We start from the raw sequence: 14434 nt of genomic DNA, 5'->3' as shown, positions 1-14434 counted from the left end.
AAATATTAATCGTAAATTAAAAATATAATTTAAGTTTGAAGAATATAGAATCTCACAGTATGAAATAATTAAGTACTGTGGGATTATTTTAATTTATAGGATTAAACATTAAATTTTAAAAACATAAAATATATGGAGAGATAATTATTTTAAATATTATGTTTAATTCTATTAAGACGCAAGGTATTTTAAGAATTGAAGAATGGAGATGAGTTTATATGTGGTATGAAAATGCAATTATTTATCATATTTATCCTTTAGGCTTTTGTAATGCACAACAGTTTAACGATTTTAAAATGAAACCTATAAACAGGATAAAAAAAGTCGGAGAGTGGGCACAATATTTAAAAGATTTAGGGGTTAATACAGTGTTTTTAGGCCCTGTATTTGAATCAAGTAGTCACGGTTATGATACAGCCAATTATTTAAAAATAGATAGAAGACTTGGAACTAACGAGGATTTTAAAGAGGTTTGTAAAATTTTGCATAGTTTTGGAATTAGAATTGTCTTAGATGGTGTTTTTAATCATGTGGGAAGAAATTTTTGGGCGTTTTCTGAATTTTTAAAAAATCGTTCTCATAAAGAATGGTTTAATATCAATTTAGCAGGAAATAGTCCTTATAATGATGGATTTTGGTATGAAGGTTGGGAAGGTCATTATGAACTTGTAAAACTTAACTTATTTAATAAAGAAGTTAGAGATTATTTATTAAGTGTTATTAAATTTTGGATAGATGAATTTTTAATAGATGGCATAAGATTTGATGTGGCTTATTCTTTAAATCATGACTTTATAAAAGAAGTTCATAATATGACAAAGAAAAGTGGTAGAGATTTTTGGCTTATGGGTGAAATGATTCATGGTGATTATAATTCAATTATGAATGATACCATGATGGATTCAGTTACAAATTATGAGTGTTATAAGGGAATTTACTCAAGTTTCAATTCAAGAAATATGTTTGAAATTGGATATTCTTTAAACAGACAATTTGGAGAAGAAGGGTGGTCTTTATATAAAAATAAACTTTTATATACTTTTGTAGATAATCATGATGTAACGAGATTTGCTACTATAATAAAAGAAAAAGCCCATATTCCTTTAGGATATGCATTAATGTTTGCAATGCCAGGAATACCTTCTATATATTACGGTTCAGAATGGGGAATAGAGGGCGAAAAATCTAAAGGAGATAGTGTTTTAAGACCAAGTTTAGAAAAACCTATTAAAAATTTTTTATCAGATTATATTCAAAAATTATGTCAAATAAGAAAAAAGAGTAAAGCATTACAAATTGGAAGTTATAAAACTATTTTTCAAACTAATAATCAATTTGCTTTTTTAAGGGAATATAATGGGGAAAAAGTAGTTTTTGCTGTTAATATAGATGATAAACCATATACTATAAATTTAAAGTGGATAAATGGAGAAAATTTTTTAGATGGAGCAAGGGTTCAAGGACAAATTAACTTAAAGAGCTTTGACAGTGCTTTTATAAAGATAATTTGAGATTTATAAAATTTTTATTGTAAAATGTGTTTAGATAGGTATTTAAATTTTTTTAATAAAATAAAATACTTGCAATAATAGCAAGTGTTTGTTAATATAATTTAGTAAATTAAATAACCTAAGGTTTAAAGCCGTAGGGGAGTAGTTAGCTCAATTTTAGATAAGAGTTATTAAGTCAACATCTTGATTTTTAAAATCTGGCTTAATATTAAATAACGAGACCTATGGGTAGTATTAACATACTACCCATAGGTCTTTTATTTTGAATTATTATATAGGAGGAATTATTTTAATGAGTTTTTTAACAATTTTTTTAACTGGAGTAGGTCTTGCTATGGATGCCTTTGTTGTATCTTTAACTCAAGGTATGGCATTGAAAGGAGGAAGTGGTGATAAAAAGCATATAAAGCTTGCAGTAAAATTAGCAGCATATTTTGGAGCTTTTCAGGCTATAATGCCAATTATAGGATGGGTATTAGGTCGATATTTTGAGAAATACATATTATCTTTTGATGATTATATAGCTTTTGCTCTTTTGTTACTTGTTGGAGGAAAAATGCTTTACGATTCACTTAAGGGTGGTGATGAAGAAGAGGTAAAATCTGATTTAAAGCATAAACAAATAATAGCATTAGCTATTGCAACTAGTATAGACGCATTAGCTGTTGGTGTAAGTTTTGCATTCTTAAACGTATCTATAAGTTCAGCAGCTATAATAATAGGTTTAACAACTTTTGTTATTTGTTTTATAGCAGTTATTTTAGGAAAGAAAATAGGAAGTTTTTTTCAAAAATATGCAGAAATTGCTGGTGGGGTTATATTAATTCTTATGGCTCTTAATATACTTATTCAAAATATAATTCTGTAAATTAGTTCTGTAAATAATGTTTAAAAAGATATTAATTTGCAGACAACGGTTAAAATTTGAGCTTTGAAATAAAAGCTGCATAAAAATAGATTTAATTTAAAAGTTGTGAATTTTTTGTAAATAATTCAAAGGATTCACAACTTTTTTTAGAAATAAGTTTAATTTTTATGGGATATAAAACAATAAAATCATAATAATTATAAGTTTACGTTATTTACCATTATAAAAGGGTTTAAAGTAGTTTTATAAAATAAAAATATCTAAAAAAATTTATACAAGGATAACGGTAACAAATTTAAGTTAATTATATAAAAAACCTATAAAACTGAAAATTTGTATTAAAAAATATATTATGCTATAATATGTTATAAAATAAAGCGCAAAAATTATATAGTTTTATCAAAGCAATTAAATAATCTTAAATATGTTATTAAGATTGAGTATTTTATGAAATGAGGATTCATGGTTATCTATTTTTAGGATAAAAAGTTAATCCTATATTGAATGCGAATATTTCATAAGTATTGAAAGTAATTGTGTAGATAAAATGTACTGTGTAATGTATGTAGATAGCCATGGAAAAATAAAATGGTGGGTGATTTAATAATGAAAAGGACAAGAATAACAGCATTGGTATTAAGCTTAGTAGTAGGTAATACAGTTTTATTACCAACTGGTATTCAAGTACAAGCACAGACGGCAGAGGAAGTTAGACAAGAAATTAAAGAAAATGAGAATAAAATAAATAGTTTAGATGAAGAGAAACAAGAGATTGTAGGGCAAAAAAGTGAGGTTGAAGAAAAGTTAAACGAAATAAAATCTCAATTAGATGAAAAAAATGTACTACTTAATGAATCTCAAAACAAGGTAAATGAATTAAATAGTAGAATAAGTGACTTAGAAAATCAGATAAATAATTTTAATAGTGAAATAGAAAATATAGAAAACGACATAACAATAAAAGAAAATGAGATTGCTGAGAGAGAAGAAATATTAGGACAAAGATTAAGAGGAGTTTATAAAAGTAGTATCGGAAGCGAAATTCTAAATCTTGTTTTAAGTGCCGATAATTTAGGTGATATTATAAGTGTTCTTTCAAATGTTAAGGTTTTAGTTCAAACAGATAATGACCTTATAAATCAAATAGCTGAAATGAAAGAAGATTTACAAAATCAAAAGGTTAATCTTGAAGATAGAAAATCTCAAGTAGAAAAAGATAAAACTGATTTAGAAAGTGCAAAAGCAGAACTTAGTGAAGTTACTAAGCAATATGAAAATCAGGTAAATGAACTTAAAGGTTTAGAAGAAGAACAAAGTGCAGAAATGGCAAAATTGACTGATGAAGAAAGAGCCATACAAGATGAGATAAATAAGTATAAAGAGGATAATGCAAATTTAGAGCAATATTTTAGCAATACAACTAGCGCTACATCAGTTGCAAGATATAGTGGTGATAATACAGCAGCTATAAGCAATGTTGGAGGTAGTAGTAGTGGATTTATTAAACCTTCTGGTGGAGGAGTTACTTGCCCATATGGACCAAGAATACATCCTGTAACAGGAGTTAATAGTATTCATACGGGAGTTGATTTTGGTGCTTCTTATGGTTCGCCTATTGTGGCAGCTAAGGCAGGTGTAGTTACGACAGCTACATATAATACTGCTTATGGCAATATGATTATTATAGATCATGGAGATGGTACAAGCACTCTTTATGCTCATGCATCAAGTTTTGCAGTATCTGTTGGACAAAGTGTGAGTCAAGGACAAACAATAGCTTATGTAGGTTCGACAGGATATAGTACAGGACCACATTTACATTTTGAAATTAGGATAAATGGGCAACATGTAAATCCTTTACCGTATCTTCAATAATAATAATGTAGGAGTGGTATAACCCCACTCCTACATTTATGTTATACAAAACAGATGGAGGAAATAAGCTAAATAAACACAACATAGGTGTTGACATTTACATTAAATAGTATATAATAAAAATCAATGTTTAATATAAATGGATATTAAGTTTAGTAATACTATACTTTAGATTTATAAAAAATACTAATATCATATTCGGAGGTTATTTGCAAATGAAGGTGGAGCAATTAGGCAGACATATACTAATAGAATATTATAATTGTGATAGAGAGATACTAAAGGATCATGAATTGATTGAAAAATTTATGTGTGAAGCTGCTGAAAGAGCTAATGCTACAATAGTTACAAGCTGTTTTCATAGATTTAATCCTTGGGGGGTAAGCGGTGCTGTTATAATACAAGAATCTCACTTAACAATTCATACATGGCCAGAATATGGATATGCTTCAGTAGATTTATATACTTGTGGAGATACAGTTAATCCATGGGATGGATTTGACTATTTAGAAGATGTTTTAAGAGCAGAAAGAAGTGAATCAACTGAAATAGCTAGAGGTATGGTTGAAAAAATAAGAAGATTTTCAAATGTGGAAGATGAGATTATAGTTCATAAGCCAATGGCTTAAAAGTTATATTTCTAAGGAGGAAGAGCTATGGAACTTTGGTATACAGAAAATCAAACTGAAAATATAAAATTTTCAGCAAGAGTAAAAGAAACAGTCTATTCAAAGAAAAGTGACTTTCAACAAATTGACATAATTGATACATATGAACTTGGAAGAGTTCTAGTTATCGATGGATGGACAATGATAACAGAGAAAGACGAATTTATATATCATGAAATGATAGTACATGTTCCTATGTCAGTAAATAAAGATATAAAAAATGTTTTGGTAATAGGAGCAGGTGATGGTGGTACTGTTAGAGAATTAACTAGATATTCTACAATAGAGAAAATAGATATGGTAGAAATTGATGAAGTTGTTGTTAGGGCTTCTCAAGAATTTTTACCATTTACAGCATGTAAATTAGATGATCCAAGAGTTAATTTATATTTCCAAGATGGTTTAGAGTTTGTTAAAGGAAAAGTTAACGAATATGATTTAATAATAGTTGATTCAACAGATCCAATAGGACCTGGAGAAGGGTTATTTACTAAGGAGTTCTATACTGATTGCTACAATGCTTTAACTGAAAAAGGTATTCTTGTGAATCAAGGAGAAAGTCCTTATTATAGCAATAATGCAAGAGAAATGCAAAGAAGTTTCTCTAAGATAAGAGAGATATTCCCAATATCAGAGGCTTATCAATATAATATGCCAACTTATGCATCAGGACATTGGATGTTTGGATTTGCGTCAAAAGTATTACATCCAACAAAGGATTTTAATGCAACTTATTGGAACTCATTAAATTTAGAGACTAAGTATTATAATACAGATTTACATTTAGGTGCGTTTGCTTTACCTAATTATGTTAAAAAATTACTTAATAAATAAATTACTAAATAGATTATAAGTTTTGTTTAGCTTATAATCTATTTTTGTTTTTAAATAAATAGTTTAACTTTGTATATAATAAAAATAGGTACATTAATGTTGTACCTATTTTTATTTTATATATTTAAATAGAAAGGTTATTAGAATTTTAGAGTTCTAATTTAAAAATTATGAAAATCACAGTTAAGGAATTAGTTACTTTATCAATGTTAGGTTCGCTTATGTTTTTAGGTCAATATATATTTCAGTTTATTCCAAACATTGAGGTTATAAGTTTATTTATTATAATTTTTTCTCTTATTTACAGATACAAAACTTTGTATAGTATAACGCTATTTATTATGTTAATGGGAATTTTTTATGGATTTGGTCTATGGATTTTAGGATATTTGATAATATGGCCGCTTTTATGTGTGATAACTATTATTTTAAGTAAATATTTAAAAGAAAATTATTTCATACTTTCATTGTTTTCTGCTACATTTGGTTTCTTATTTGGAGCATTTTATGCTATATCATATATTTTTGTTGGTGGTGCTGGTTTAGCCTTTGTATACTGGATTAGTGGAATTGTTTTTGATATTATCCATATGATAGGTAATTTTTTTATAATGTTATTTGTGGGAAAGACATTATATAATATTATAGTAAAAATAAATATGCTTTATTTAAAATTATAAAATATAGAAATGGTGTGATGAAAATGGGAAATGTTAAGACTAATGCTATGCGTATATTAGATTCAAAGAAAATCGAGTATATTGTTAGTACATATGATAATAAAGATGGAAAAATAGATGGAGTGTCAGTAGCACAAAAAATAAATAAAAATCCTAAAGAGGTTTTTAAAACATTAGTAACACAAGGAAGCGATAGAGAGCTTTTTGTTTTTGTTATTCCAGTTGAGAGTGAGCTTGATTTAAAAAAAGCTGCTAAAGTTGCGAAAGAAAAAAATGTTGAAATGATACCTGTTAAAGATATAAATAAGCATACAGGGTATATTAGAGGGGGATGTTCTCCAATAGGAATGAAAAAAATGTATAAGACATTTATAGATATTTCAGCAAAGGATTTAGATATTATCGTAGTTAGTGCTGGAAAAATAGGAGTTCAAGTCCAATTAAAACCTGACGATTTAATTAAAGTTACCTCTGGAGAATTTGCGGATATATCAAGATAGAATTTAGGCTGTATTTAAATACAGCCTAAATTTTTAATATCTTTTTTTTAACATGTATACGCCTAAAAGACCTAAAGAAATTCCAGCTCCTGCAATTGCAAGGGTTTTACATTTATTACTTTCCATCATTTCTTTTAAGCAACATTTATTATTTCCTAGAAAATCATGATTAAAAAGCTTATGCTTTGTTGTTTTATCATGTTCATAATTATTGTAAGAAGGTTCAATATTGTGTTTATAAGAATAATAATTGTTGTAAGATTTTTTAGGGATTTTAGTCATTTTTCTAAGATTTTTTAGTGTTTTTTTATTATTTATACCAATGTTTAAGCTCATATTTTTACCTATAAATTATAGGGTAGTCACCATCCTTTCTTTTTGACATTTCTATATAAATAAAATGTTCTTATATATTATTAGCAATTTTTTATGATATAAACATAAATATTATTAAATTAACTTTTTAACTCAAAATTAAGAACAAAACATAATAAAAACTAATAAAATATATTATAGCTTTTACTTTTATTTATGGTAACTATGGTTGCTTTAGATGAATAAAATATATAGCCTAAATAGTTGAAAAGGAGTGAGATGCCTTGAGTGATAATTCATATGATTATAGCAAACAAGATGGTTATTACGGAAGTAAAGAAGATTATTATGATGCAGATGGGAATTGCTATAATTTTATTTGTAATAGTTTCTTTAAAAATAAAGGGTTGGAAAATAAGAATATAAAGTTAAATTTAACAGCTGAAAAAAGGGCTAAGTTAGAAAAGGATATAAAAGAGTATTTTAATGAAAGAAGTAATAAAGAATTAAAAGATGAGGATTTTGGTATATTTTTAGATTTTTTTGTAGAAAAGGTTATGCCAGAGATATATAATGAAGGCATAGTAGATGCTTATATTTACGTAATTGAAAAGATAGAATCGCTTTTAGAAGTTAGGGAATAATTATAGTGTATACCTCTCTGATATTTTTAGAGGGGTTTTTTTATTTGCGGATATATGCTAGATAATTAATATAAAATTAGTTTTAAATTGTGAAATTATTAAAAAATATGGTGTATACTAATATTAATATTATAAGATTTTGGAAGCAGGGAGAAAGGAAGAAGTATGAAAGGAAATGCAGAACAAAGAGAATTTAAAAAATTAAAAAATCAAATAAAGCAGATAGAAGAAATTGTACATAATTCGAAAGGAAATGCTTTGTTTGAGCATGAAGCAACCATAAGAAAAAAGCTTATTCAATTAAAATCAATGAAGAAGGAAACTTTTAAGGATTTTAATGATATTTATGAAAGGTACGAATCTCTTTTAGAAGAAACAGGGAAAAAAATATTAGAAGCTTATAATAAAAGAAATGGAACAGATTTTGATTTTTATGAGGTTTTAAGAGGAAATTATAATGTATTTTTAAATTCTGGAATAATTACTGTTTTAACTAAAAATCATATACCTAAAATGATTGCAAAGGAATTTGATGAAAATTTTCCTGATAATCCAAAAGATGAGTATCCATTAGCTAGAAGAATTAAGAGAAAATTTTATATTCATTTAGGAGATACAAATACGGGAAAAACTTATAATGCTATTGAGAAATTAAAAAGTGCTAAAAAAGGATTGTACTTATCTCCTCTTAGAATTTTAGCTTTAGAAATATTTGAGAGATTAAATAACGATAATGTTATTTGTGATTTATCAACAGGTGAAGAGGAGGTTATAAAGCTTGGTGCAACTCATATGTCGTGTACTATAGAAAAAGCGAATTTGAAGCAAGATTATGATATTGTAGTTATAGATGAAATTCAAATGATAAATGACTCACAAAGAGGTAATGCTTGGACTAGAGCTCTATTAGGATTAAAATGTAGAGAAATTCATATATGTGGAGCTTTGAACTCAAAAGATATATTAAAAACTATAATTGAGGATTGTGGTGATGAATATGAAATAAAAGAATATAAAAGAAATACGCCACTAGAGGTTCAATATAAAAGTTTTAATTATAAAGATGTAAATGATGGAGATGCTTTAATTGTATTTTCTAAAAAGAGGGTTTTAGAAATAGCAAAGCAATATGCTGATAATGGAATTAAAACTAGCATAATTTATGGAGCTCTTCCGCCAGAAGTTAGAAAGATGCAGTATAATCAATTTATAAATAAAGAAGCCAATGTCTTAGTTTCAACAGATGCAATAGGTATGGGGGTAAATCTTCCAATAAAAAGAATTGTATTTATGTCAATTAAGAAATTTGATGGAGATGATGTTCGTGAATTAACATCTCAAGAAGTTAAGCAGGTTGCGGGAAGAGCAGGGAGAAAAGGAATTTATGATATAGGTTATGTAGCATCAGTAGGAGATACACAAGATTTTATAAAAGAAAAAATAGAAGCTACTGATGATTTTATTGAAAAGGCTGTGGTTGGTCCATCTGATGCAATATTAAATATAAAAACATTGCCTCTTAATGAAAAATTAGCTCTTTGGAGTAGTAGAGAAGAAAAAGTTAGTTATTATAGGAAAATGGATATAAGTGAATATTTAATAATTTTAGATAAAATAAAAAGATATAGATTACGTGAAGATATACAATGGAATCTTTTAAAAGTACCTTTTGATGTTTCAAATGAAGATCTTATGGATAAATTTTTGGAATATGTAGATGAACTTTTTGTCGCTAAATTAAAAAGTTTGACAAAGCCAGAATGTTTTAGTGGCAACTTAGAGGAGTTAGAGAATTATTATCAAAAAATAAGTATGTACTATTCTTTTTCTAAAATATTTAATTTAAAATTTGATGTAGAATGGGTTTATAAGGAGAGAAGAAGAGTTAGTGATGAAATAAATGAAATATTAGTTGGAATTTAGAATATTTTAGTGTGTTTAAAATTGTTGATTTTAGACTAAAAATCTAAAATTAGCAATTTTAAATATAAATAAAATATAAATTTCTATAAATAAAATATTTCTATTGATTTTGTAGGATTTTAGTAAGATAATTAAAAGAGTAGGTTATTTTTGGTTAATATTTTTACAGTTATAAATTATATTTAGTATAAAGTTAATATACTAAATGGTGTATAAAGCTATTTTATACTGAACATAGTTCACAAGGAGGAAGAGATATGCCTAAAATTATAAATAATTTGAGAGAAAAATTGATGGTTAAAGGCAGGGAAATATTGATATTTAAAGGATATAATTCTTTAAATATTAGAGATTTAGTTAAAGAATGTGATATTGCAATAGGTACATTTTATAATTATTATAAAAATAAAGATGAAATTGTTAACGCAATTATAAAGGCTGATTGGGAAAAAATAATTGCATCAACTGCTACTAAAATGAAGAATCAAGACTTAAATTTTAAAGAAAAAATGTATATTATGTATGATGGAGTTAATGAATTTTTAAAGAATTACTTAGATACATTTATGGTGATGATTTCAAACGGAGCTAGAGAGCATAGATATAGAAATGATAGAATACTTATTCCTTATGAAAATATTTTAAAAGAAATTTTAGTATTTCATAAAAATAAGGGTGATATAAGTTATACAATTGAAGATGAAAAATTGTCAAAGCTTATTTTAAATAACATAATTTTTATATGTAAGGATAATAGCATAAGTTTTGATGAATTTTATTTATCTTTAAATTTTAGCATAAAAATGAATGATTAAAAAAGTGTTGTTTATTAGTTGTACATATAAATAGCTTTGTAAAAATAAAAAGAGATTACTAATTGTAATCTCTTTTTCCTGATTAAAGTGTAACTTAATATTTAAGGGAAATTTTATATATCTAAATTAATAAAGAAAAGTATTCTTTATTAATATTAGGCGGTTAAATTATTATTATCTAAATTTTCATTAACTAATCTTTTCTTTTTAATTTCATATCTTTTATATAAAATCCAACCTACAGCTGCAAAAATTATAGGGCCTGCTGCAAGCCATAAAGTATTTGAAAGTGCATTTGTTTCACCTTCTAAAATAGGTTGTATGATTGAGAATATATTAGCAAATAATAGTGTAGCTGCTGTAATTATTCCCCAAACAACACCAGATTTTACGCTAAAGAATTCATAAGATTTTTTAATATTTTTATTTTTCTTAAATTTTATGTAAGCAATAACAATAAAGAAATATGGTACAGTCATGGCAACTGTCATTATAAGTACAACTTTATTGTAAAGAGCAGTTGATGTACTACCACCGCTAAATCCTATAGCTATTAAAAAAGCACTTACTATAATAGTTTGAAGCCAAACAGCATTCATAGGAATACCATTTTTATTTTCTCTGGTTAGTTTTTCTGGTAAAAGTCCTTTAGGAACTCCTTTAAATAATTGTTTGATAGGAGCATAAACTTTAAGTGGTAAAACTGCAAGTGCAATAGCTGTAGACCATGAAAGTATTCTATTAAGCCATAGTCCAAGATTTATGGAAGCAGCTTGATTAAGCCCAAAAACATGACCAAGTTTAATACCCATAGCTTGTACTTCGTAAACTGAGAAATTACCAAGGCTAACGTCTTGTCCACTTAAAACTTGTTTCCAATTTATATACATACCAATTAATAATACTATACCTACCATAAGACCAGTTATTATAATTGTTGAAAAAATAATTCCTTTTGGAACGTTTTTTGTAGGATTTTTAACTTGGTCAGCAAGCCCTGCTATTATCTCCATACCACCATACATAAATACTACAAAAACAAAGAATCCTGTAGCGGCAAGAGGGGTAGAATAGTTTGGATTAGGTCCAATGAATACTCCTTTAAAAGATGAAATCATAGGTTGAGAAAAGTGAAACCCTGAAGATGCAAATATTATTAAAGAGCCGCCAATTATAAGTATATGTATAACTATCATACTAACTAATGCTACTGTTGATAAGAATGTTAGATTTTTTACTCCAAAGCCAGAAGCAAGAGCTATAACTACTATTAAGATAACTCCTAAAATTGCTAGAGTTTGTGAATTGTTAAGTCCTAAAAATGTCCAAGTAGATGTCATATCTTTACCGAAAATAGCAGTTGATACTACAACCCAAGTTATTGTTGCTGTTGTAACGAACCATAAAACTTGAGAGCCATACCATATCATAGTGACTATAAGAGAATATTTTTCTCCCATAGATTCTTTCATCCAGATAAAAATACCGCCTTGTTTATCTTTAAAGGCAGAACCCATTTCAGACACCATAAAAGAATATGGAATGAAGAAAAGTATTGCGCCCACTATCATATATATTATTGCTGCGTACCCCATTTGATAAAAAGCTTGCTGTGGGTTAGCGATACCATAAAGGTTAGGGAAAATCATTGCTATGAATCCTAAAAGGGAAATTTTATATACATTATTTTTTAAATTTGGTTTTTCCAATTTAATCATCCTTTCATAGAAATATAGAGTAACACAGTTTAAAATATCTTAAAAGCTAAAATGAATTTTTAAAAAGATAATATGCATATGATAATTTTTATATAAGAATTATAAACTTGTATTATATTTAATAATTTATCATAAAAAATATAAAAAATAAATGCAATTATTAATTTTTAACATAAAAAATTAATAATTATTTAATAAAATGTTAACAAAAATAGAAAAAAATTATGATAATATGAAGTAGGGAGATGGGACTGTTACAAATAAAAATGAAATATGAACACAATTAATATTCATAAATAAAAAAGAAATCTAAAATTTAAAATTTTAGATTTCTTTACTTAATATTTTTATTTAAATATTTTTTATTTTATTTTGAATTAGACATTTTACGTTTATATCTAGAATATAAAATCCAGCCTATAAATCCAAATATTACAGGACCTGATGCAAGCCAAATTGAGCTTGAGATATTTCCGCTAAGAGCAGGTTGTATTATAGCAAATAAATTTGCAAAACCTAATACAGCAGCAGCTATAAATCCCCAGAAAAGACCAGATTTAACGCTATAAAATTCATAAGATTTTTTAATATTTTTATTCTTTTTAAATTTAATATAAGTTACAACTATAAAGAAGTATGGTACAGTCATAGCAACTGTCATTATAAGTACAACAGTATTGTAAAGGCTTGATGAACTTCCTGAAGTTGTGAATCCTAATAAGAATACAATAAAGCATACAATAGCAGTTTGAAGCCAAACAGCGTTCATTGCAACACCATGCTTATTTTCTTTAGCTAATTTTTCAGGGAAAACTCCTTTTGGTACACCTCTAAATAATTGTTGAATAGGAGAGAATACTCTAAGTGGTAAAATTGCTAAACCAACAGCAGCTGACCAAGAAAGTATTCTATTAAGCCAAAGTCCTAAAGCAGCAGAAGCTGTAGCATTCATCCCTAAAGCATTACCTATTTTAACACCTAAATTATCAGTTAAATAAACTGAATAGTTAGCAAGGTTTACTCCAGAACCACCTAAAACTTTATCCCAATTAGCATACATTCCAAGGAATATAACTATTCCAATCATAAGACCAGTTATTATTATAGTGGATATGATAATACCTTTTGGAACATTTTTATGAGGATTTTTAACTTTATCAGCAAGTCCAGCTATAACTTCCATTCCGCCGTAATCAAATACTATGAAAACAAAGAAAGCTACAACTTCAAGTGGAGTTGAATAATTAGGATTTGGACCTACAAAAACTCCTTTTACACTATGTATCATAGGTTGTGCAAAGTGACCTCCAGCCATTACAAATACTAAAATAGCTCCGCCAATTACAACAATATGTATAACTATCATACTAATAAGAGCCACTGTTGATAAAAATGTTAAATTTTTAAGACCACGACCGCATATAATTGCTAGTCCAATTATTAGTAAGACACCTAATATAGCAAGGGTTTTACTACTGTTTAACCCAAATAAATGCCAAGTTGATGTGGTGTCGGTACCAAATATTGCAGTTGAAATTGTTACCCAAGTAGTAGTAGCGACAGAAACGAACCATAAAAGTTGGGCAGCATACCATATCATAGAAACTATCATAGAATATTTTTCACCAACAGAATGTTTCATCCATGTAAAAATACCACCTTCGTTATCTTTAAAAGCCGAACCCATTTCAGATACCATAAACGAATATGGAATAAAGAAGAAAATAGCACCTATTATCATATAAATTATTGAAGCATATCCCATTTGATAGTAAGCTTGTTGAGGATTACCTATACCGTATAGTGTAGGAAATATCATTGCAATTAAACCTAAAAGGGATATCTTATAAACCGCACCTTTTGTGCCTGAATCTTTCATTTAAAGAATCATCCTTTCGTTATTAAGTTAAATATTATTTTTAATCAGGAAAATAAATAAAATGTGAATAAAACTGAATAAATATAATAAATTTTATTCATGAAAAGTTATAACGCTAACATAATATATTAATATATTATCATTAAAATGAATATTTTTCAATAAATTTATCATAATATAAATAAAAAAGCAATAAAATATTTA

The 14434-nt window shown here is 26.9% G+C and carries 13 protein-coding genes; 10 read left to right on the top strand and 3 right to left on the bottom strand.

Annotation, left to right across the window (positions count from 1 at the left end; translation table 11 throughout):
- Positions 1–218: 218 nt before the first annotated feature.
- The 7 genes from DR020_RS01790 (at position 219) to ybaK (ending at position 6936) form a co-directional block, all read left to right on the top strand.
- On the top strand, positions 219–1511 hold the full coding sequence (locus DR020_RS01790) for an alpha-amylase family glycosyl hydrolase (protein ID WP_112365091.1): 1293 nt from the start codon (positions 219–221) through the stop codon (positions 1509–1511).
- A gap of 292 nt (positions 1512–1803) precedes the next feature.
- Entirely contained in the window at positions 1804–2379 is a 576-nt protein-coding gene (locus tag DR020_RS01785) for a manganese efflux pump MntP (protein WP_055258348.1), read from the top strand.
- Between the two features lie 606 nt (positions 2380–2985).
- Entirely contained in the window at positions 2986–4254 is a 1269-nt protein-coding gene (locus DR020_RS01780) for a murein hydrolase activator EnvC family protein (protein ID WP_070101182.1), read from the top strand.
- A gap of 221 nt (positions 4255–4475) precedes the next feature.
- Entirely contained in the window at positions 4476–4883 is a 408-nt protein-coding gene (gene speD / locus DR020_RS01775) for an adenosylmethionine decarboxylase (RefSeq protein WP_201784285.1), read from the top strand.
- A 27-nt stretch (positions 4884–4910) separates the two neighbouring features.
- A complete protein-coding gene (gene speE / locus DR020_RS01770) occupies positions 4911–5756 on the top strand; it encodes a polyamine aminopropyltransferase (protein WP_058992878.1) in 846 nt (281 codons plus the stop codon).
- A gap of 170 nt (positions 5757–5926) precedes the next feature.
- Positions 5927–6436, top strand: coding sequence for a hypothetical protein (locus DR020_RS01765; RefSeq protein ID WP_112365090.1), 510 nt, complete (start codon positions 5927–5929; stop codon positions 6434–6436).
- 14 nt (positions 6437–6450) lie between these two features.
- Positions 6451–6936: a Cys-tRNA(Pro) deacylase gene (ybaK, locus tag DR020_RS01760; RefSeq protein ID WP_407695570.1), complete on the top strand. Its 486-nt coding sequence runs from the start codon at positions 6451–6453 to the stop codon at positions 6934–6936.
- Positions 6937–6969: 33 nt separating this feature from the next.
- Here the strand turns inward: ybaK and DR020_RS01755 are convergent, their stop codons facing one another.
- Positions 6970–7272: a hypothetical protein gene (locus DR020_RS01755; RefSeq protein ID WP_055258358.1), complete on the bottom strand. Its 303-nt coding sequence runs from the start codon at positions 7270–7272 to the stop codon at positions 6970–6972.
- 263 nt (positions 7273–7535) lie between these two features.
- On the opposite strand from DR020_RS01755, the gene DR020_RS01750 reads away from it, so the two are divergent.
- The 3 genes from DR020_RS01750 (at position 7536) to DR020_RS01740 (ending at position 10633) form a co-directional block, all read left to right on the top strand.
- Complete coding sequence (locus tag DR020_RS01750) at positions 7536–7895, top strand: DUF2164 family protein (RefSeq protein WP_055258361.1); 360 nt, start codon at positions 7536–7538, stop codon at positions 7893–7895.
- Between the two features lie 165 nt (positions 7896–8060).
- Positions 8061–9818 carry a helicase-related protein gene (locus tag DR020_RS01745; RefSeq protein WP_058992881.1) on the top strand — a complete coding sequence of 586 codons (1758 nt, stop codon included), beginning with the start codon at positions 8061–8063 and terminating at the stop codon, positions 9816–9818.
- A gap of 257 nt (positions 9819–10075) precedes the next feature.
- Positions 10076–10633: a TetR/AcrR family transcriptional regulator gene (locus tag DR020_RS01740; RefSeq protein ID WP_112365089.1), complete on the top strand. Its 558-nt coding sequence runs from the start codon at positions 10076–10078 to the stop codon at positions 10631–10633.
- Positions 10634–10788: 155 nt separating this feature from the next.
- Here the strand turns inward: DR020_RS01740 and yjeM (DR020_RS01735) are convergent, their stop codons facing one another.
- Complete coding sequence (gene yjeM / locus DR020_RS01735; protein WP_160110431.1) at positions 10789–12342, bottom strand: glutamate/gamma-aminobutyrate family transporter YjeM; 1554 nt, start codon at positions 12340–12342, stop codon at positions 10789–10791.
- 376 nt (positions 12343–12718) lie between these two features.
- Positions 12719–14230 (bottom strand): glutamate/gamma-aminobutyrate family transporter YjeM, encoded by a 1512-nt coding sequence (gene yjeM, locus DR020_RS01730; protein ID WP_112365087.1) that lies wholly within the window; start codon positions 14228–14230, stop codon positions 12719–12721.
- Positions 14231–14434 lie beyond the last annotated feature (204 nt).

Source organism: Sarcina ventriculi (assembly GCF_900456775.1).
In the GTDB taxonomy this organism is placed as follows: Bacteria; Bacillota; Clostridia; order Clostridiales; family Clostridiaceae; genus Sarcina; species Sarcina ventriculi.
Note: the sequence above shows the minus strand (reverse complement) of the source record. Positions and strands in the feature narration are given on the sequence as shown.